Origin of the sequence: Paraburkholderia sp. RL17-380-BIE-A, assembly GCF_046028085.1 — a bacterium.
Taxonomy (GTDB): Bacteria; Pseudomonadota; Gammaproteobacteria; order Burkholderiales; family Burkholderiaceae; genus Paraburkholderia.
Map to the genome: position 1 here is coordinate 352,729 of NZ_JARESQ010000005.1, position 19,525 is coordinate 372,253.

Below are 19,525 nucleotides of genomic sequence, written 5' to 3' on the forward strand. Positions count from 1 at the left end.
GATGTCATTCAACAATACGATTAAAACTGGTGTAGTGGTCGTCCGAGTAGTAACAATTGTCGGTTCGCTTCAGCGGACCTCCGCAGACGATGCGACGCGCCCCGCGATTACGTGAGCGAGGCGTGGAAACGGTGTATTCGTGGTAATAGCCGCGCCGATGGGCCGGCAGCAACCGTTCGCGATTGCCGAATACGATGCCGTCCTTCTCATACGGGTAAGGCCCGCCTGCGGCAATCAAGTTCAATGTATTGACCGCTTCGCGTGGCAACTGCGCCAGCGCGATCGTGCCCTGAAACTGCGCGTTCGAGTCGGCGGGCGCCGTGGAGTCGCGTGCATACGCGCCAGGCACGGGGCCAGATAGAGCGCACAGCGTAACAGCACTGATCAGCACGCCTTTCATGCGTTGCCACTTGCGTGCCATGTATCAAGGTTCCCCGCTGTTAGATCACGAGTTTGACGACCATGAAAGACGTAAGGGTATCGCTAATGGCCCCCGGAATCAACGCTCGCCAGCCGACCCCAGACTTCCAATCAGGCGGGAATGGCCCACCGGAGGGACTTTGACGACTTTTGACAGAAAAAATAGCTTAGTCAAGCTAAAATTTATTCTAACGGTGCGAATGAGGTGAAGGCGGGCGTGTGACGGGCGGTCGGCAGCCGCTGCGTCGGCGTCTGCAGGCATCTGAATGCGCCGTTGCAATGGCTTATAGCCATTGAGCGCTCTTTGAAGGCGGAATTTTGTCTGACTTGCCGTTTTTAGGGTGAGGTATCCCCTGTTCACCCTGAGGCGTGCCCGTTGCGGGCACGCCTTTTTTTTCGTGGCGCGGACGTTCCCGCGCCATGCTTCGTCTGTATCGCGGATTAACGCGCCGCGATCACATCCGCCACCAGCAGCGCCGTCATGTTGACGATCCGGCGCACCGTCGCCGAAGCCGTCAGCACATGGACCGGCTTGGCCGCGCCCAGCAGCATCGGACCAATCGCGATGTTGTTGCCCGCGGCGGTCTTCAGCAGGTTGTACGAGATGTTAGCCGCGTCGATGTTCGGCAGCACCAGCAGGTTCGCGTCGCCTTCGAGCGTCGAGTCGGGCATCACTTCGCGGCGCAGATTCGCGTCGAGTGCGATGTCGCCGTGCATTTCGCCGTCCACCTGCAGGTCCGGCGCGCGTTCGCGCAGGATAGCCAGCGTGTCGCGCATCTTCTGTGCGGTAGGCGCGTTGCTGGTGCCGAAGTTCGAATGCGACAACAGCGCGATCTTCGGCTCGATACCGAAACGGCGCACTTCTTCCGCCGCCATGATCGTGATTTCGGCGAGTTGCTCCGGCGTCGGATCGACGTTCACGTGCGTATCCACGAGGAAGATCTGACGATTCGGCAGGACCAGCGCGTTCATCGCCGCGTAGACCTTCGCGCCTTCCTTCTTGCCGATCACCTGATCGATGAAGTGCAGGTGCCGATGCGTGGTCGACACCGTGCCGCAGATCATGCCGTCGGCTTCGCCCTTTTCCACCAGCATCGCGCCGATCAGCGTGGTGCGGCGGCGCATTTCGAGCTTGGCCATCTGCGCGCTGATGCCCTTGCGCGACATCATCTTGTGATATTCCTGCCAGAAATCGCGGTAACGCTCGTCGTGGTCGGTGTTCACGACCGTGTAGTCCTGACCCGCGACCAGACGCAGACCGTAGCGCGCAATACGCTGCTCGATCACGGCCGGGCGGCCGATCAGAATCGGCTTGGCCAGCTTTTCGTCGACGATGATCTGCATCGCACGCAGCACGCGCTCTTCTTCGCCTTCCGCGAACACAATGCGCTTCTTCTCCGGCTCGACGCCGCGCGCCAGCTGGAAAATCGGCTTCATGGTCGTGCCGCTGTGGTACACGAACTGCTGCAGATGCTGTTCGTACGCGTCCATGTCCTCGATCGGACGCTCGGCGACGCCCGAATCCATCGCGGCCTTCGCCACGGCCGGCGCGACCTTGACGATCAGACGCGGATCGAACGGCTTCGGAATCAGATACTCAGGGCCGAACGACAGGTCCTGAATGCCGTACGCCGTCGCGACGATATCGCTCTGCTCCTGGCGCGCCAGTTCGGCGATCGCATTGACCGCCGCGATTTCCATTTCCCGCGTCACCGTGGTCGCGCCCGCATCCAGCGCGCCGCGGAACAGGAACGGGAACACCAGCACGTTGTTCACCTGGTTCGGGTAGTCGGTGCGGCCCGTGCACAGCACGGCGTCCGGTCGCACTTCCAGTGCGAGTTCCGGCAGGATTTCCGGCGTCGGGTTGGCCAGCGCCAGAATCAGCGGCTTGTCCGCCATCTGCTTGACCATGTCCTGCTTGAGCACGCCGCCGGCCGAGAGGCCGAGGAAAACGTCCGCGCCGCCGATCGCTTCGGCAAGCGTGCGGGCGTCGGTTTCACGCGCGAAGCGCTCCTTGTCCGGGTCCATCAGCTCGACGCGGCCCTTGTAGACCACACCGGCCAGATCGGTCACGGTGATGTTTTCGAGCGGCAGGCCGATATCGACCAGCAGGTCCAGACAGGCCAGCGCCGCTGCGCCCGCGCCCGAGGACACCAGCTTGACTTCCTTGATGTCCTTGCCGACCACCTTCAGACCGTTGGTGATGGCTGCCGCGACGACGATCGCCGTGCCGTGCTGGTCGTCGTGGAAAACCGGAATCTTCATGCGCTTGCGGCATTCGCGTTCGACGATGAAGCAGTCCGGCGCCTTGATGTCTTCGAGGTTGATACCGCCGAAGGTCGGCTCCAGCGCCGCGATCACGTCGACCAGCTTGTGCGGGTCGGACTCGTTCAGCTCGATATCGAACACGTCGATGCCGGCGAATTTCTTGAACAGGACGGCCTTGCCTTCCATAACCGGCTTTGAGGCGAGCGGCCCGATGTTGCCCAGACCGAGCACCGCGGTGCCGTTCGTGACCACGCCGACCAGGTTGCTGCGCGCGGTGAAGCGCGCGGCGTTCAGCGGGTTCTCGACGATTTCCTCACACGCGAATGCCACGCCCGGCGAGTACGCCAGCGCGAGGTCGCGTTGGTTGATCATCTGCTTGGTCGGGGCGATCGCGATCTTCCCGGGGGTGGGGAACTCGTGGTAATCGAGGGCGGCTTCGCGGAGTTTGCTATTGACGGGAGTCGACATAAGGCGGGCTTCGAAGGGCAGATTAGAATAGACGTTCGACGGCATTGTAGCCCCAATTGCCGGCCCAATTCCTTCAATACGGGTACAACTGCCGCGACTGAAACAGAGCGAAAGGCTGGCGTAACCTGCTGGCGTCCGAACGTCACCCGTCTCGGAGTTGCCGGCGGATCGCGTCTCGATCCCTTGCCCACTTCGTACAATGCGCGCCGTTAGCCGAACTTCGCGGCATTTATCCGTTCATCTATCGCCACCATGCTCTCCGAGTTTTCGCTGATCGATCGCTTCTTCGCCCGCCGCGCTGCGGCGCGGCCCTCCGACGCCGCGGGCGGCACGCTCGGCATCGGTGACGACTGTGCGCTGCTCGCGCCGCCCGCAGGCGAAATGCTGGCGATATCAACGGACATGCTGGTCGAAGGCCGCCACTTCTTTCCTGACGTCGATCCCGAGGCGCTGGGTCACAAAGCGCTGGCGGTCAATCTGTCGGACCTCGCCGCCATGGGCGCCAAACCGCTGGCGTTCACGCTGGCGTTCGCCCTGCCGAAAGCGGATGAAGCGTGGCTCGCCGCGTTCAGCGAAGGACTGTTCGCGCTGGCCGAACGCTACGGCTGCGAATTGGTCGGCGGCGATACGACGGGGGGCCCGCTGAATCTGTGCATTACCGTGTTCGGCAGCGTGCCGCCGCGCGCGGCGCTGCGCCGCGACGCCGCGCAGCCGGGTGACGATATCTGGATTTCCGGCACGCTCGGCGACGCGCGCGCCGGCCTCGGCGTGCAGCGCGGTGAGTGGTCCGCGGATGCCAGCGACGCTGCGACGTTTCGTCGCGCCCTCGAACGCCCGGAGCCACGTGTCGCCCTCGGGCTGGCACTGCGAGGCATCGCCCACGCGGCGCTCGACCTCTCGGACGGCCTCGCCGGCGACCTGCTGCACATCCTCGAACGATCGAATCTTCGAGCCGCCGTCGACGTCGACGCCGTGCCGCGCTCGGACGCGCTGCGCCGCCTCTCGCCCGAGATCCAGCGCCGCTGCACGCTCGCCGGCGGCGACGACTACGAGCTGTGTTTCACCGCGCCGGCCTCGGCGCGCGCCTCGGTCGAAGCGGCAGGTCGCGAGGTGGGTGTGCCGGTCACCCGCATCGGTACAATAAGCGCTCTCCAGGCGGCGACCGAGCGCCCGGCGATCAGCTGGCACGACACCGCTGGCGCGCCGCTCACACTGACGTTGCAAGGCTTCGACCACTTTCATGCAGACTGATCCCCCGCTCGGCGCTGCCGACAAACTCATCGGCGGCGAACCGCCGCGCGCGCCGCGCGCGCCCGATCCGCGTCCGCCGGGCCGTCAGCCGCGCCGTGCCACCGCGCGCTTCATGCTGTCGCATCCGCTGCACATCCTGTCGCTGGGGTTTGGCAGCGGCTTGTCGCCAGTCGCGCCGGGCACGATCGGCACGCTCTTCGCGTGGGCCTCGTTCGCCGTCCTGAGCCGCTACCTGACGGTGGTTGAATGGGGCGCGCTGATCGTGGCCGGCTTCTTCGGCGGGATTGCGATTTGCGGGTTTACCGCGAAGAAGCTCGGCATCGACGATCCGTCGCCCGTGGTGTGGGACGAAATCATCGCCTTCTGGCTGGTGCTGCTGATGGTCACGCCGGTCACGCTGACCGGCCAGCTGTGGGCGTTCATCGTGTTCCGCTTCTTCGACATGGTGAAACCGCCGCCCATCGGTTATTTCGATCGACGTCTGAAAGGTGGCTTTGGCATCATGTTCGATGACCTGGTCGCCGCGTTTTTCACGCTGCTCGTGATTGCGCTCTGGCGCATGTCCGTATAACCGTTGCCCGGCGGCCCGCGCGCCGCCGGGCAGCCACCGCCGGTCCCTGCTCTCCGGATTGACGCCATGCCTACCGATTCCGTCGTTCATCAGCTCGCCATTCGCGTGAGCAACCGTCTGCGCGACGAGCGCCTGATGCTCGTCACCGCCGAGTCCTGCACGGGCGGCATGGTGGCGACCGCAATCACCGACATTTCCGGCAGCAGCGGCTGGTTCGAGCGCGGCTTCGTTACGTATTCGAATCAGGCGAAGAGCGAAATGATCGGCGTGCCCGCCGAGTTGATCGAGAAGCACGGCGCGGTGAGCGAGCAGGTGGCGCGCGCCATGGCCGAAGGCGCGCTGCGCAATAGCCGCGCGCAGGTTTCGCTGTCGATCACCGGCGTCGCCGGCCCGGGTGGCGGCACCGAGACCAAGCCGGTCGGCATGGTGTCGTTCGGCTGGAGCAACCGGCTGCATACGTCGGTGGAAACGAAGATTTTCAAGGGCGACCGCGAAAAGATCCGCGTGCAGGCCGCCGCACATGCCTTGCGCGGGGTACTCGCCTTGCTCGACGAGCGCGAGCATTAACCCTTCTTCAACGCGGAAAGCCCATGCCTGATTCGCACGCAGTCAAGGACGAACTGGTCCGCCGCCTCGATCTCAAGCCGCATCCCGAAGGCGGATTTTTTAGCGAAACATATCGGTCGGCGGAGCGCGTGATGCGCGACAAAAACGGCGGCGGTTCCACGGAAACCCGCTCGGCGTCGACAGCGATCTACTACCTGCTCAGTGACGGCGCGCATTCGGCGTGGCATCGGATCAAATCCGACGAGGTCTGGCATTTCTATGCGGGCGAGCCGTTGCACGTTCACGTGCTCGACGAAACCGGCGCGCTGGTGACGCACAGACTCGGCAACGCGCTGACGCATGCCGACGCTGTGTTTCAGGCCGTGGTGCCCGCAGGTTTGTGGTTCGCGGCGGAGTGCGCGGATCCGGCGACCTTCGCGCTGGTGGGCTGCACCGTCGCGCCGGGTTTTGAATTCAGCGAATTCGAGCTGGCGGATGTCGATGCGCTGAAAGCGCGGCATCCGCAGCATGCGGCGTTGATCGAGCGGCTAGGGCCCGTTTGAACCCCACCCGCTCATGAAGCTGTCTTCGAAAAAACAGCCTGCGATTACCGGAACGCGTTGATCCGGTCGCGCGTTTCCATCGCGGCCTTCGCTGCGGCTTCGGCGAAATCGTCACCCTTGCCCGCGTAGATAATCGCCCGCGACGAGTTGATCAGCATGCCCGTGCCATTCGCGGTACGGCCGGCGTTAACCGTGGCTTGCACGTCGCCGCCTTGCGCGCCGATGCCCGGAATCAGCAGCGGCATATCGCCGACAATCCCCCGCACCACTTCGATTTCCTTCGGGAACGTCGCGCCGACCACCAGACCCAGTTGGCCGCTTGCATTCCATTTGTCAGCCGCCAGTTGCGCGACGACCTGATACAGCGGACGGCCGCCCGTTTCCAGGAATTGCAGATCGGAGCCACCCGCGTTCGACGTGCGGCACAGCACGATGACGCCTTTGCCTTCGTGCTCCAGATACGGCTGGATCGAATCGAAACCCATGTACGGATTCACCGTGACCGCGTCGGCCTGATAGCGCTCGAACGCCTCGCGCGCATATTGCTCGGCGGTGCTGCCGATGTCGCCGCGCTTCGCATCCAGAATCACCGGCAGCCCCGGATGGTTCGCGTGAATGTGGGCGATCAACTGCTCGAGCTGGTCTTCCGCGCGATGTGCCGCGAAGTAGGCAATCTGCGGTTTGAACGACGACGCATACGGCGCCGTTGCGTCGACGATCGTGCGGCAGAAGTCGAAGATCGCGTCGGGCCGGCCCGCGAGCGCGCCCGGGAATTTAGTGGGCTCGGGATCGAGGCCGACGCACAGCAGCGAGTTAGTGCGCTGCCAGGCGTCGTTGAGTGTCTGGATGAAATTGGACATGGTGGGTCTCGCGGCGAGCAGGAAAACGGAAGAGGCGCGTATTTTACCCGTCCTGCGGGGCGGTCCGCGCTGCGAGCGTGCGCAGCGTTGGTCCGGAGCGAGATGCGGACAGGCGAGGCTAGCGTCCGCAACGCGCCCTAGGTGCGCACATGCATCGGCCTGGCGCTCGCGAAGCGTGCGAGCCGATTGCCCGCAGCGCATCAGGGCATGCACACGTCCGCCCTGTCGCGCCACCCTCGCCCGCTACTGCTTACGCTTCGAGCCGCGCGCTCCCGGCATCGAGCGCAAACCGGTGCGCTCGACGGTGAAGCGGAACGTGCGCGTGAGACGCTCGCCGCGTCCCAGCAAGGTCATGCCGTTTTCACTCGCGCCGCCGGCCAGATTCATCGCGTTGATCGGATGATCGACGGGTTCGAAGCAGAAGAAGTCTTCGCCCGGCGGCGTGTATAGCACGTAGTAATCGGTATCGGCGGCAATGTTCAGCGACAGGCGGCGCTTGGGCCACACCACCGCCGCCTGGCCGCTCCAGCCGGTGAAAGCGTGATTGACGATGGTTTCCGGCAGCGGATACGCCACGCCGAATTGCCAGGCGGGCGGCGCCGGCACGTGCCGCACGGGCAGCCAGTCGTCGCCGGAGAGCCACAGGCCGCCGGCCGCCGCCGACAACTCAGTGTCCGCGTCACGCACGAAGAAGGGATGCACGCCCAGCCCGAAAGGCAGCGCTTCACGTCCGGCGTTTTCGATTTCGAGCGTCACGACGAGTGTCGGGCCGTCCAGCGTATAGGTTTGCGTCGCACTGTATGCGTAGGGCTTGCCATCGCGGCGATCGAGCGTGAGGCGGACGTTTTCACGGTCCGACTCGGCGACCTGCCAGGCCGATTGCCAACCGTCGCCGTGAATCGGCAGGGGTTCATCGGCGCGATTGCGCGGCACCTCGACGCGACGGCCCGCCACGTTGAAATGGCCGCCGCCGATCCGGTTCGAATACGGCAGCAGCGGATAGCACGCGAGTTCGTTCGGCTGCGTATCGACCCCGACATGTCGGCAGCGCCGAAAGATCGGCGTGAGCGCGCCGTCGTTGCGCCAGTCGAAACGGGTGACGCCGCCACCGAGCGTCGGCGCGACATCGAGACGCAAATGCGCATTGGCGAGCGTAATGCACGCGACATCGCCGCCGCTGGTTTCGCCGACGGCCACCGCCGACGTGCTGGGACCCGGAAGCACCGGATTGGCCGCCGCGGCGAGTCGCGAGCGTCGGCTCTGAGAGGTCTGTGGGGAGGAGGAAACGAGATTCGCAACAGTCATATCTGGCTCCATCGAGAGGCTTGGGACGTTGCCGTCATTGCTGACGGATGCTGTAGGGCGATTTTCTTGAACGGGTCGCCTCTGGGTCCGAACTGCATGCTGCCGATTTGCTGCCACTGGTATTGCAACATCAACTTGCGACACACTTTTAGATTCAATGCCTCATTGCGCTTCGTTGCTGCGTTGCTTCGTTGCTGCCTCGAGACCGAGGCAGCGTCATTCTGCGCTAAGCAGGCGCACCTTGGAACACCGGTTCCGGCAAACCACGCCGTCCGGGCGTCGCGATGAACACGCCGCCCGCCCGCGTATCGTCGGCGAGCGCCGCCGCATCGAGGTCGCAACGCGCGCTCGTAATGTACAGCGTGCCGAGTTGCGCCCCGCCCAGCGCGACGCAACTGGGCTGCGCGGTCGGCACGTCGACGCGCTCCGTTTCCACGCCGTCCGGGCCATAACGCACCACCCGCCGGCCGCCCCACTGCGCGTTCCACAGCCCGCCGTCGCGATCGACAGTCGAGCCGTCGGGTTCGCCGGTGGCGTCGGTCAGGCGCGTGAAGAGGCGATCGTTGGCGACGCTGCCATCCGCGCGATAGTCGCAGACGCGGATTTCGCGCGTGGGCGAATCGCAGTAGTACATCGTCGCGCCGTCGGGACTGAACGCGATGCTGTTCGAGATCGCCGGCGCGGGCAGCGGCAAACGCTCCAGCGACAAATCGTGATTGAGACGGTAGAACCCGCCGACGGGCTGCACCGGCGCGCTCTCATCTTTGGTCCCGAACACGAAGCGGCCCTGACGGTCGCAGCGGCCGTCGTTCACGCGCGTGTTCAAACCGGGTTCGACGTCGACGATGCGCCGTGTCTCGCCGGTAGCCAGATCGAAGAACGCGAGATGCGTGGCGAGACCAAGCAACAGGTAATGCGGATCGGCGCACAGCGCAAACGTGGCAAGCCGCTCGGGCATGCGCCAGAACGTGCTGCGGCCGTCGCTCGGGTCATAGCGCCACAGGCGCGCGCCTTCGATATCCGTCCAGTAGAAGCGGCCGGTTTGCGCGCACCATGTCGCGCCTTCGCCGAGCGTGCACTTCGTGTCGAGCAGCAGCGCCGCGCGCTGTGCAGCCGCGCCTGACGAAGCGTTCGCACTCACGCCCAGCCTCCGTCGACGATGATGTCCTGCGCGGTGATCATCTTGCTGTCGTCGGCGGCGAGGAAGAGCGCCATGCGGGCGAGGTCGGCCGGTTCCAGCTCGGCGTCGATACACTGCCCTTCCTTGATCGAGCGACGGCCCGCGTCGTCGAGCCACAGGCGCTTCTGCTTCTCGGTCATCACCCAGCCCGGCACGAGCGTATTGACGCGGATATTGAAGTGACCGAGGTCGCGCGCGAGACCGCGCGTCAAACCCTGCACCGCCGACTTCGACATGACATACACCGGATAGCCGCCGTTCTTCAACATCCAGCTGATCGAACCGAGGTTGATGATCGAGCCGCTGTTGGCCGCCTTCATGTCTTCCATCACCGCTTGCGCCGCGAAGAACTGGTGACGGATATTCACCGCGATGCCCGCGTCGAACGACTCGCGCGTGACTTCGCCGATCGTGTGGCGTTTGTCATTCGCGGCGTTGTTCACCAGCACCTGAATGGGCCCAAGCGTGGCCTTCACGTCGGCGATCGCTTTTTGCAGCGCGTCGATATCGGTGAGATCGCACGGCAAAAACAGCGGCTTGTGCTTCGAATCGCCGAGTTCGTCGGCGAGCGCTTCACCGGCGCTCGCATCGATATCGAAGAACGCGACGCGTGCGCCTTGCGCCGCAAAATGCTCGACGAACGATGCGCCGATGCCGGTCGCGCCGCCCGTGATCAATACCGTGCGATCCACAAGACTCGGATAGCGTGCGAAGGTGCTGTCCGCGAGACGGGCGTTTGCATTGGCCGGAGACGACATCGTTCGATTCCTTTTAGAGCAAGTGAGTGGGTCGCGCGTTTAATCCCGCGAGCCGCGGTTCTTCAACTGGTCGAGCAGCACGGCGGCGAGCAGGATCGCGCCGCGCACGAGGTACTGATAGAACGCGTCGATGTTCATCAGGTTCATCACGTTCTCGACCGTACCCATGATCAGCACGCCGATCACGACGCCGGAAATCGTCGCGCGGCCGCCGAGCAGCGAGACGCCGCCCAGGACGCACGCCGAGATCACGTTCAGCTCGAAACCTTCCGCGGCATTCGGCTGACCCGACGTGATACGCGAGGCCAGAATCACACCGGCCAGCGCGGTCACCGCGCCCTGAATCAGGAAGATGTAGACGCGCGTGCGTTCCACGTTGATACCGGCCAGACGCGACGCTTCCGGATTGCCGCCGATGGCGAGCGTATTACGGCCGTACACGGTCTGGTTGAGCATCACGCCGAACACGATGAAGCACAGCAGCGTGACCCAGATCGGCAGCGACACGCCGAAGAAGCTCAAGCCGCCCAGCGCGATGAACGTGTCCGACGACACGCCAACCGCCTGACCGTGCGAGACGATAAAGCCGAGACCGCGGACGATTTCCATCGTGGCGAGCGTGGTGATCAGCGCGTTGATGCGCAGATACGCGATCACCGCGCCGTTGACGAAGCCGATCACGGCGCCCGCCGCCACCGCGGCGATGATCGCAATGAAGGTGTTGCCGGTGGCGTTGAGCACCATCGCGCACAGCACGCCGGCGAACGCGACCGTCGAACCGACCGAGAGGTCGAAGTCGCGCGAGGCCAGACAGAACATCATCGTGCACGCGACCATGCCGATCTGCGAAATCGACAGCGCGAGGCCGAGCATGTTCTCGATCGAGAAGAAGTGATCGACGGTCAGCGACATCGTGATGAACATCACGACGAAGATCACGATCAGGCTGTACTCGGTGATCTGCTGCCACCATTTCGCCTTGTCGTTGGACTGCGGAATCAGCGCATCAGCGGCGCTCTTGGCGGCCTGTTGCGCGAGGTTTTCTCTGGCTTGCATGTTGAAGACTCCTCCCGTTCCCCACGGGTTGCCGGACTTTCGTCCGAATGATGTTCAGGCCGCCTGTTGGGCAGCGGTTTCGGGCAGCGCGGTCGAGCTTTGCGGCAGCGCGAGGCTCAACACCGATTGTTCCGTTGCATCCTTGCGCGCCAGTTCGCCGGAAATCCGGCCCTGGCGCATCACGACGATCCGGTCGGACACGCCGAGCACTTCCGGCAACTCCGACGAAATCATCACGATCGCGCAGCCGCGTTCGGCAAGCTGATAGATCACGTTGTAAATTTCGTGCTTCGCGCCGACGTCGATACCGCGCGTCGGCTCGTCGAGAATCACCACTTTCAGATCCGGCTCGGCCAACCAGCGCGACAGAATCGCCTTCTGTTGATTACCGCCCGAGAGGAAACGAATCTTCTGGCGGCGGCTCGGCGTCTTGATCTTCAGGAGCTTGATGAAACGGTCCGCGGTTTCCGCTTCCTTCTTGCGATCGAGGAATATCCCCGCGCGCAGATAGTGACGGCGGCAACTGATGTTGATGTTCTCCGACACGGTCGCCATCGCGACGATGCCTTCTTCCTTGCGGTCTTCCGGACATAGCACGATGCCGTGCCGGATCGCTTCGCCCGCGCTGCGCACCTTGATCGGCTTGCCATCAAGCACCAGCTCGCCGCCCTTCTTGTGATCTGCGCCGTACACCAGATGCATCAGTTCGCTGCGGCCCGCGCCCACCAGGCCGAAGAAGCCGACGATCTCGCCGCGCCGCACTTCGAAGCTGGCCGGTTGCGCAAGCGCGTGGCCTTCGATCGCTTTCGCCGCGAAGCGCACTTCGCCGAGCGGCCGCGCCGAATAGTTATAGATGTCCGAAATTTCCCGCCCCACCATCTCGCTGACGATGGTGTCGCGCGACACGCCTTCGAGCGTCGGGTGCGACGCAATCTTGCGGCCGTCGCGGAAGATCGTGCAGGCGTCGCATAGCTCGTAGATCTCGTCCATGCGGTGCGAGATGTAGATCATCGCGCGATTGTCGGCGCGCAGGTCGCGCACGAGCTTGAACAGCACCTCGGTCTCGCGGTGCGACAGCGAGCTGGTCGGCTCGTCCAGGGCGATCACGCGCGCGTTGCGCAGCAGTGCCTTGCAGATTTCCACCATCTGGCGTTGCGCGATCGAGAGCTTGCGCAGCTTCGCGTTCGGATCGAGCGCCACGCCCATCGCTTCGAGGCGTTCGCGCACGAAGCGTTTGGCTTCGCGCTTGTTGACCCAGCCGAGCGAGTTCGGCAACTGGCCAAGCAGCAGGTTTTCCGCGACCGTCAGATCGGGCACGTATTGCAGTTCCTGGTGAATCACCGCGATCCCTGCCGCGATCGACGACGCCGCGCTCGAGAAGCGCACCTCGTTGCCGTCGATCATCACGCGGCCCGAGTCGGGCTGATATTCACCGCCGAGAATCTTCAGCAGGGTCGATTTCCCTGCGCCGTTTTCGCCCATCAGGCCGTGCACCTGGCCGACGTTGACGTCGAAGGACACACCGTCGAGCGCGCGCACGCCTGGAAAGACCTTGCCAATATTGTCAAAACGTAGCGTCGCTGACACTTCGCCTCCTGTTGCTGTGTGAACCGTCTGTCTCTACTGCTGATGTCTTATTGCTGCTGACGGCGCGCCGATCTGTGCAGAAAGGCGCGCCGGCAGTTCACTTCATTGCACTGCGTACCGAATCACCCGGCTCAATTCGCCGCGAGGCCCATCTTCTGGCGCACGTCGGCAACGTTGTCACGCGTGGCCAGCATGCCGCTGGTCAGCGTCAGTGCCGGCGGTGCCTTGCCTTGCGTGATCCAGTCGTACATCAGCGTGGAGGTTTCTTCGCCATGGCGCTTCGGGCTGATGATGACCGTGCCGTAGAAGCCCGTCGGCGACGGCTTCTTGAACTCGTTCAGCGCCGATTCCGATCCGCCGATGCCGATACCGATCATGTTGTCCGCCTTGAAGCCGCGGCCTTCCGCTGCGCGCACCGCGCCGAGCACGCCTTCGTCGTTCAGCGCGTAGGCCACCCAGTGCTTGAAGTTCGGATTTTTCGTCAACGCGATGTTGGCGGCGTTGAACGCGTTTTCCGTGTCGGTCTTCGCTTGCGGCGCGGCGATGATGTTCGCCTTCGGGAAGCCGGCGGCAATCAGGGCGTCAGTCGCGCCGCTCGTGCGGTCATGCGCGGTCGGCAGCTGTTCGTAGGTCACGTCGATCGCGCCCACGTCCTTCATGTCCCAGCCGCGCTTCTTGATTTCCGCAGCCAGGCCGTCGCCGACCTGCTTGCCGATGTTGTATGCCGAGATGCCCATATGCGGCACCGACGCGATCGGCTTGCCCGCGCCGTCGACCAGACGGTCGTCCACCGTCATCATCTTCAGGCCGTCGGCCTTCGCCTTCGCGACGATGCCCGGCCCGAGCTTGACGTCCGGCGTGCAGATCACGAAGCCTTGCGCCTTTTGCGCCGACAGGTTATCGATTGCGCTCATCACCTTCTCGCCGGACGGCGCGCCGATCTTCACCAGCGTGAAGCCCTTCTCCTTGGCGGCGATTTCGGCGAACTTCCACTCGTCCTGGAACCACGGCTCTTCCGGCTGCTTCACGAGGAAGCCGATCTTCACCGGATCAGCGGCTTGCGCGACCGGTGCGTTGAAGAGCACACCCGTCGCCGCTGCTGCAAGCGTGAGGAAAATTCTACGTTTCATGATGCGTGTCTCCTGACTAATTGGTAACGAGAAGGTATCGGCCGCGTCTTCTTGTACCGGTTATGACACACGCGGCCAGCGCGTCGTCCGGTGTACTTCTTGCGCCCCTGCGCAATCCGGGTCTTGCAAAAATCAGTCGTGATACAGCGCCGAGCGCCCACCATCCACGGTGATACAGGTGGCGTTGATGAACGGCGCTTCGTCCGAGGCGAGAAACACCGCCGTCATCGCCACCTCTTCCGGGCGGCCGATGCGCTTCATCGGTTGCAGATCCAGCGTCGCCTGCTGCGCGGCGGCCGGATCGGCCTGTTCGTTCCACCAGTCGTGCGTCAATTGCGTTTCGATGTAACCCGGCGCGATCGCGTTGACCCGCACGTTGCGCGGCGCGTATTCGATGCCGAGCGCGCGGGTCAGGCCAATCACACCGTGCTTGGCCACCGGATACGGAAAGCAGCCCGGAATGATCTTGAACGAATGCGTCGAAGCGATATTCACGATGCTCCCCGCGCCGCGTTCGACCATGCCCGGCAGCACCGCGCGGCAACCGTTCCACACGCCGTCGAGATCGACGGCGAAGCAACGGCGCCAGTCGTCGTCCGTCATGGTCAAGGGATCGCAGAACACGTTGATGCCAGCGTTGTTCACCAGCACGTCGACCGAGCCGAATGCGCGTTCGGCTTCGCTCACCGCGTGCTGAACCGAAGCCGCCTGCGTCACGTCCGTAGGCACCGCGAGCACGCGCGCGCCGGTTTGCGACTTGATATGCTCCGCCGTCTGCTGCGCGGTTTCGATGTCCAGTTCGGCCAGCACGACTGCCGCGCCCTCGCGCGCGAACGCATGCGCGATCGCCGCGCCGATGCCGCGACCGGCTCCGGTGACGAGAGCAACTTTGCCGGCGAGCCGCTTCATTTCTTCGCACCCGCGCGGGCAATGCGCAAACCGTTGATGAACGCCTTCGCGTGCGATGCGGTCACGGCCGCGCTCTGACCCGGCTTGTACAACGCCGAGCCGAGGCCGAAGCCGTTCGCGCCCGCGCTGAGAAACGGCCCCATGTTGTCGGGCGTGATACCGCCGACCGGCACCAGCGGCACTTCCGCCGCGATCACCGCGCGCCATGCCTTCACGACCTGGCAGCCGAGTTGTTCGGCGGGGAACATCTTCAGCACGTCCGCGCCGTTCTTCAGCGCGATGAACGCTTCTGTCGGCGTCGCGACGCCCGGCGCGCAGGCCATGCCTTGCGCTTTCGCGGCGCTGACCACTTCCGGATCGCTATGCGGCATGACGATCAGTTCGCCGCCCGCCGACTTCACGTCGTTGACGAAACTCGGATGCAGCACCGTGCCCGCGCCGACGATCGCATCCGCCGGCAACACCTTGCGGATCGCAGCGATGCTGTCGAACGGCTGCGGCGAATTCAGCGGCACTTCGACGATCCGGAAGCCGGCTTCGTAAAGCGCCTGGCCGTGCTCGGCGGCATCGGCGGGCGTCACGCCGCGCATGATCGCGATCAGCGGACAGGCCTCGAACGCCGCGATCAAACCCGCGTGCGGCATGTACGGAGCGGGCAGATTGATGTGAGGTTGCATGTCGGTTCCTTGTTTCGTAAGCGGCGGCGTTGCCGGTTAGCCGGCGCGTGCCGCGTGAGCCGCCGGATTGACCAGCCCTGCCTGTGAGGCGACGCGCCACAGGCCGCGCTCGGTGGCGTGCTTGACCAATTCCGCTTGGGTGCAGCCGAACTGCGCCAGCGCGAGGCGGTAGCGCTCGCACAGCGCTTCGTTGCCGATCAGGCGCAGGCTCTGCCCGGCGAGCGTGCTTTGCTGTTGCGTGAGCACCGCGTCGAGGCCGGCCAGTTCGTGCCCGATCAGCAATCCCGACAGATAGTCGGGCTGTTGTTCGCGCGAAAGTTGTCCGGTGAGGCCGAGCGTGCGCGAGCTGAATATGGTCGCGAGCACACCCGCCTGACCCTTTTCCCGCGCGATGTTCACGCCATGCAGGAATGCGCCGGTGTCCGGCAGATCCGGCGTGAGCATCGTGCGGCCGAGGATTGTGTGCTCGCGCAATGCCGCGAACACTTCGCCGGTCATGAAGGTGTGAAAACGTTCGATCCGGCCCGCCTGCACCACCGCCCATTTCGCGTGAGTGCCGGGCAGACCGATCAGTGAGCGCTTGCTGTCGGCGGGATGGGTGGCGTTCGTGGCGTTCGTGGCGTTCGTCACGTTCGCTTCTTCGCCGAGCGCGCCAAAAATCTGCGTTTCTTCGCCGCGCATGACGTTGGGCAGTTCGCCGCGCTGCAGGACGCCCGGCACGATATGCAGCGTCACACCGCAGGCTGCCTCGACGCGGACGATGCCGGCCACCAGCGCATCGGCGCTCGCCGGCGTATCCACATAAGGCGCTTCCAGCCAGCCTTGCGCGCTGCCGACCATCCCTGCCGCGATCACCGGCACGCCGGGCGCGTCTGCGAGCCAGGCGCCGCAGACGTCCTCGAAAGCCGCGTCGAAGCCGCCCTGCTCCGCGCTGCGCGGCAGATTCATGATGCCCGCCGTCGATGCGCGCGTGGCCAGCACATTGCCGGACGCGTCATACAGATACGCGCGCAGCGAGGTCGTGCCCCAATCGAGCGCGATCAGCGCGGCGTGCGCGTGCGTGGCGTCGACTGCGCCTGCTGCGGCGTGGCTGGCTGCCGGGGTGGGAGAACCCGCTTGCTTCATCGCTTGATCCTGCGGGTTGCCGGTTGCGGGGCGCGCCAGCCGAGTTCTTCCGAGATCGCGCGCGCTTCGCGCTGCACGACCGGAATCAGTTCGTCCATGCGTTCGAGCGACATATACGGAATCGTGCTCGCCACCGAGAGCGCCGCCACCACCGCGCCCGACGCATCGCGCACCGGGGCCGCGACGCAGCGGATCGACGCCTCGTTTTCTTCGAGGTCGAAGGTGTAGCCGCCGGCGGCGTAGTTGGTCATGCGCTGCATGAAGGTCTGCGCGTCGGGACGGTTATCCGGCTTGAAGCTGACGCCGGCGAGCGCGCGACGCGATGCATCGAAAAGCGACTGCCAGACGTCGGGCGTGAGATCGAGCATCATGGCCTTGCCGATTCCCGTCGACGCCAGCGGCATGCGGTGCCCGACGCGCGAGCGCATTTCGAGGCCACGCGTGCCGGGGATCTTGTCGATGTACAGCACGTCGTCGCCATCGCGCACGCCGAGGTGGATCGTGTCGAGCGTCTGTTCCGCGAGCGATTCGAGATGCTGACGCGCGACCGCGGTGAGCGGCATCTGTTCGAGGGCGATCGTGCCGAGTTCGATCAGCTTCGGGCCGAGCAGGTAGCCGCCTTGCACCTGGCGGAGATAGCGGGCCTGCACGAGGCTGCTCACCAGCCGATGCGTCGTGCTGCGGGTCGTGCCGAGGGCGGCGCCGAAGGTGCGCAGGTCGCGCACGCCGGCCGCGGCTGCCTCCAGGATCGCCAGGCCGCGCAGGAGCGTTTGCGTGCCCGCTTGCTGCGGTGTGATGTCGAGCAGCGTGCTGGGTAAGGCGATTCCGTCGACCGGCGCCGGTTGGACAGCGGCGCTGGCGCGGGGCGCTTTCGAGGCCGGCGTCGGGCGCGGCGCGGCGCGGGGCGCTTGATCGGCGGATGACGCCAGATCGGCTTCGGACGCGGTCGCGGCGTGAGTGGGCATCGCTTTGTTCATGGCGATTCGCTTTTCGGTGGTTTTTTGCGCTTACAGCGCGGGGCCGGAGAGGGGGCCTTGGGTGCTCGCTGTGCGCGCCGTTCTGGCGATGCTTTGGGCGATGCTTTGGGCGTTGTGATGCTGCCTTTTTGCCTTGGGCATGGTTGGCTTTGTCTCCGGTTTTTTTGCTGTCGCTTTCGCGCTGCGTGGCTTTTTTTGCCGTTGCTTTGTTGCGCTTTGCGTGTTGGTTCGGATTGTAGGGCGGTTTTTGGGAAACCTCCAATATGTGAGTGGTTGATCCATATAATGGGAAGGTTGGTGCGTTGGGTTTTTTGTGGCCGCTTTGGGTTTTTGGCCTTTCCTTGCTTTGTTAGTGGTCTATTGGCGTTGCCCCTGTGCGGGGCGGCACCTACTTTCTTTGCCGCGGCAAAGAAAGTAGGCAAAGAAAGCCGCTTTGAACCGCCAGCCCATAAGCGGGTCCCCCGCACAGTCACGGTAGTGGCGCATCTGGAATCGGTGTTCTCGCACATTCGGCGCAAGTGACAAGGCCGTCATACCTCCCGACTCGCGCTGCGCGCTCGCCGGAACGGTCTGCCTTGAAGTGGATTTGTCTGTGCGCCGGGGGGCCGTCGGCTTCGCCTCGGCGTGATGCCAATCATTGAAATGTCAACGCCGGCGATCCAATCGCCAGCGGTCTGACACACCGTGCTGTTCCTTCGGGCGGTTACGCCCTGCCAAGCCTGGCCGCGCCCTCGCGGACGCGATCGCGTCCACGGAGTTGATCGCCATGTGCGTGACGGCCAACAACACCATTTTTTGATGCATTCCCTCGGAAGTTACTTAGTGCGGTCGCCGCGATTCCGACGAAGTGCCTAGGAAATTTCGGAAATGATGGCGGCGCGCACCTTTTAGCTTGGGTAGGTGATCACTGTCGGCGCGACTTGTCTAAACTTGGTTTGCCGTCGCGATTGCGATGGTTCAGGTTCGACAGCCTGATGCGTAGAGTAGAACCCGCGCGTCTGTATCGCAGGCGCGCGTTAGCTTAAGCACGCCTCCTTTCCATGGGCGGGCCTTGGCATGGAGACCTACGGGTCTGCCGGTTTGGTTCTACGCCGGTCTGTCGACCTGTCACTGTGCCCGCTCACCACCCTCCACGCGCGTGACGGGCGATCCAGTCAAGTTTCAGGGAGATCGCGCCATGAGTAAATCCATCAAAAATTCTCCAATCACGTCGCGCCCACCCGTTGACGCACTTCAATACGAAAAGCTCGCCCTATCCGCTTTCGGTTTAGTTGAAAGGCAACTAGACCAACTGGACAAACTGATCAAGCTTGCGGCCTCAATAGTTAGGAGTCCGGCAGTGACGCGAGATGAGAGACATAGTCAGCGGAAGTTGCTGGAACTGTTAATCGACACTGGGGAGGATTACCAGCGCGAAGTCGAAATCGACCGTGAGTTGTATCAGGTCATCGCGCTCGACGCGAAGGGCGTTGCTCAAAGCCGCATCACAGCGCGACACGCAGCGGACCTTCTCTCGAAGGCTACGCAGACTGCATCAGAAAAGCGCGAACGCATTGGCGCCACGAGAAAGCTGGAGAACGTGCGGCCCCGCTTCCGAACGATCGCGCGAGCAACTACCACGGCACATTGACGGCGCAATGCCCCACTACGACAGGCACCTGAAAAGCTAGAAGTATCGCGGCGCTACGTGACGAAGCCGCCACCCACGCGCCCTAATCGTCTAAAGGACACTGCGACACTAACCGAAGCGCGAATCATGCGTCCACCATGAGCGCTCTGGTGAACACCAGTGCGGAGCCGCATAAAAAAATGAGGCGCACTACTACGGCATTTCGCCGAGGCGAAGCCGACGGCCCCCACAGCGCACACAAACG

General features: G+C 64.1%; 18 protein-coding genes. 5 read left to right on the forward strand and 13 right to left on the reverse strand.

Translation table 11 applies throughout. The features are described from left to right. Nucleotides 1-4: 4 nt before the first annotated feature. Nucleotides 5-421, reverse strand: coding sequence for a ribonuclease (locus tag P0D68_RS11190; protein ID WP_408301185.1), 417 nt, complete (start codon nt 419-421; stop codon nt 5-7). 440 nt (nt 422-861) lie between these two features. After that, nucleotides 862-3,201, reverse strand: a complete 2,340-nt coding sequence (locus P0D68_RS11195; protein ID WP_091799086.1) for an NADP-dependent malic enzyme — start codon at nt 3,199-3,201, stop codon at nt 862-864. Between the two features lie 207 nt (nt 3,202-3,408). Between P0D68_RS11195 and thiL the strand changes: the two genes are divergently transcribed. The 4 genes from thiL to P0D68_RS11215 all read left to right on the forward strand — a co-directional run bounded on the left by thiL (nt 3,409) and on the right by P0D68_RS11215 (nt 6,087). Beyond that, entirely contained in the window at nt 3,409-4,407 is a 999-nt protein-coding gene (thiL, locus tag P0D68_RS11200) for a thiamine-phosphate kinase (protein ID WP_408186909.1), read from the forward strand. After that, nucleotides 4,397-4,978, forward strand: coding sequence for a phosphatidylglycerophosphatase A family protein (locus P0D68_RS11205; RefSeq protein WP_177205066.1), 582 nt, complete (start codon nt 4,397-4,399; stop codon nt 4,976-4,978). Before thiL ends, P0D68_RS11205 begins: the two co-directional genes overlap by 11 nt. Before the next feature lie 66 nt (nt 4,979-5,044). Beyond that, complete coding sequence (locus tag P0D68_RS11210; RefSeq protein WP_091799080.1) at nt 5,045-5,545, forward strand: CinA family protein; 501 nt, start codon at nt 5,045-5,047, stop codon at nt 5,543-5,545. A gap of 23 nt (nt 5,546-5,568) precedes the next feature. Beyond that, nucleotides 5,569-6,087 carry a cupin domain-containing protein gene (locus P0D68_RS11215; RefSeq protein ID WP_408301182.1) on the forward strand — a complete coding sequence of 173 codons (519 nt, stop codon included), beginning with the start codon at nt 5,569-5,571 and terminating at the stop codon, nt 6,085-6,087. 44 nt (nt 6,088-6,131) lie between these two features. Here the strand turns inward: P0D68_RS11215 and pyrF are convergent, their stop codons facing one another. From pyrF to P0D68_RS11270, 11 genes are all read right to left on the reverse strand, one after another. After that, nucleotides 6,132-6,947, reverse strand: coding sequence for an orotidine-5'-phosphate decarboxylase (gene pyrF / locus P0D68_RS11220; protein WP_408301180.1), 816 nt, complete (start codon nt 6,945-6,947; stop codon nt 6,132-6,134). 243 nt (nt 6,948-7,190) lie between these two features. Continuing rightward, nucleotides 7,191-8,252, reverse strand: a complete 1,062-nt coding sequence (locus tag P0D68_RS11225; RefSeq protein ID WP_091799071.1) for an aldose 1-epimerase — start codon at nt 8,250-8,252, stop codon at nt 7,191-7,193. Between the two features lie 226 nt (nt 8,253-8,478). Further along, complete coding sequence (locus P0D68_RS11230) at nt 8,479-9,393, reverse strand: SMP-30/gluconolactonase/LRE family protein (protein ID WP_408301178.1); 915 nt, start codon at nt 9,391-9,393, stop codon at nt 8,479-8,481. Beyond that, nucleotides 9,390-10,190: an SDR family NAD(P)-dependent oxidoreductase gene (locus P0D68_RS11235; RefSeq protein WP_408301176.1), complete on the reverse strand. Its 801-nt coding sequence runs from the start codon at nt 10,188-10,190 to the stop codon at nt 9,390-9,392. The genes P0D68_RS11230 and P0D68_RS11235 overlap by 4 nt, the downstream gene beginning before the upstream one ends. Nucleotides 10,191-10,229: 39 nt before the next feature. Then, nucleotides 10,230-11,246 carry an L-arabinose ABC transporter permease AraH gene (gene araH, locus P0D68_RS11240; protein WP_408301174.1) on the reverse strand — a complete coding sequence of 339 codons (1,017 nt, stop codon included), beginning with the start codon at nt 11,244-11,246 and terminating at the stop codon, nt 10,230-10,232. Between the two features lie 54 nt (nt 11,247-11,300). Beyond that, nucleotides 11,301-12,833 carry an L-arabinose ABC transporter ATP-binding protein AraG gene (araG, locus tag P0D68_RS11245; RefSeq protein WP_091799058.1) on the reverse strand — a complete coding sequence of 511 codons (1,533 nt, stop codon included), beginning with the start codon at nt 12,831-12,833 and terminating at the stop codon, nt 11,301-11,303. Between the two features lie 131 nt (nt 12,834-12,964). Further along, nucleotides 12,965-13,963 carry an arabinose ABC transporter substrate-binding protein gene (locus tag P0D68_RS11250; RefSeq protein WP_091799055.1) on the reverse strand — a complete coding sequence of 333 codons (999 nt, stop codon included), beginning with the start codon at nt 13,961-13,963 and terminating at the stop codon, nt 12,965-12,967. A gap of 132 nt (nt 13,964-14,095) precedes the next feature. Further along, the gene (locus tag P0D68_RS11255; RefSeq protein WP_408186913.1) at nt 14,096-14,872 is read right to left on the reverse strand and encodes an SDR family oxidoreductase; all 777 of its coding nucleotides are present in this window, start codon (nt 14,870-14,872) and stop codon (nt 14,096-14,098) included. Beyond that, a complete protein-coding gene (locus tag P0D68_RS11260) occupies nt 14,869-15,549 on the reverse strand; it encodes a 2-dehydro-3-deoxy-6-phosphogalactonate aldolase (RefSeq protein ID WP_095418212.1) in 681 nt (226 codons plus the stop codon). Before P0D68_RS11260 ends, P0D68_RS11255 begins: the two co-directional genes overlap by 4 nt. 36 nt (nt 15,550-15,585) lie before the next feature. Beyond that, the gene (locus P0D68_RS11265; protein ID WP_408301171.1) at nt 15,586-16,674 is read right to left on the reverse strand and encodes a 2-dehydro-3-deoxygalactonokinase; all 1,089 of its coding nucleotides are present in this window, start codon (nt 16,672-16,674) and stop codon (nt 15,586-15,588) included. Further along, nucleotides 16,671-17,651, reverse strand: coding sequence for an IclR family transcriptional regulator (locus tag P0D68_RS11270; protein WP_408301169.1), 981 nt, complete (start codon nt 17,649-17,651; stop codon nt 16,671-16,673). The genes P0D68_RS11265 and P0D68_RS11270 overlap by 4 nt, the downstream gene beginning before the upstream one ends. Nucleotides 17,652-18,828: 1,177 nt before the next feature. Here P0D68_RS11270 and P0D68_RS11275 point away from each other — a divergent pair. Next, a complete protein-coding gene (locus tag P0D68_RS11275; protein WP_408301167.1) occupies nt 18,829-19,281 on the forward strand; it encodes a hypothetical protein in 453 nt (150 codons plus the stop codon). Nucleotides 19,282-19,525 lie beyond the last annotated feature (244 nt).

Coding starts and splice junctions, on each gene's coding strand:
- P0D68_RS11205 (WP_177205066.1), top strand. CDS start 4,397: ATGCAGACTGATCCCCCGCTCGGCGCTGCCGACAAACTCATCGGCGGC.
- araH (WP_408301174.1), bottom strand. CDS start 11,246: ATGCAAGCCAGAGAAAACCTCGCGCAACAGGCCGCCAAGAGCGCCGCT.
- P0D68_RS11190 (WP_408301185.1), bottom strand. CDS start 421: ATGGCACGCAAGTGGCAACGCATGAAAGGCGTGCTGATCAGTGCTGTT.
- P0D68_RS11275 (WP_408301167.1), top strand. CDS start 18,829: ATGAGTAAATCCATCAAAAATTCTCCAATCACGTCGCGCCCACCCGTT.
- P0D68_RS11195 (WP_091799086.1), bottom strand. CDS start 3,201: ATGCCGTCGAACGTCTATTCTAATCTGCCCTTCGAAGCCCGCCTTATG.
- P0D68_RS11235 (WP_408301176.1), bottom strand. CDS start 10,190: ATGTCGTCTCCGGCCAATGCAAACGCCCGTCTCGCGGACAGCACCTTC.
- P0D68_RS11255 (WP_408186913.1), bottom strand. CDS start 14,872: ATGAAGCGGCTCGCCGGCAAAGTTGCTCTCGTCACCGGAGCCGGTCGC.
- thiL (WP_408186909.1), top strand. CDS start 3,409: ATGCTCTCCGAGTTTTCGCTGATCGATCGCTTCTTCGCCCGCCGCGCT.
- P0D68_RS11250 (WP_091799055.1), bottom strand. CDS start 13,963: ATGAAACGTAGAATTTTCCTCACGCTTGCAGCAGCGGCGACGGGTGTG.
- P0D68_RS11225 (WP_091799071.1), bottom strand. CDS start 8,252: ATGACTGTTGCGAATCTCGTTTCCTCCTCCCCACAGACCTCTCAGAGC.
- P0D68_RS11265 (WP_408301171.1), bottom strand. CDS start 16,674: ATGAAGCAAGCGGGTTCTCCCACCCCGGCAGCCAGCCACGCCGCAGCA.
- pyrF (WP_408301180.1), bottom strand. CDS start 6,947: ATGTCCAATTTCATCCAGACACTCAACGACGCCTGGCAGCGCACTAAC.
- P0D68_RS11270 (WP_408301169.1), bottom strand. CDS start 17,651: ATGAACAAAGCGATGCCCACTCACGCCGCGACCGCGTCCGAAGCCGAT.
- P0D68_RS11210 (WP_091799080.1), top strand. CDS start 5,045: ATGCCTACCGATTCCGTCGTTCATCAGCTCGCCATTCGCGTGAGCAAC.
- P0D68_RS11215 (WP_408301182.1), top strand. CDS start 5,569: ATGCCTGATTCGCACGCAGTCAAGGACGAACTGGTCCGCCGCCTCGAT.
- P0D68_RS11260 (WP_095418212.1), bottom strand. CDS start 15,549: ATGCAACCTCACATCAATCTGCCCGCTCCGTACATGCCGCACGCGGGT.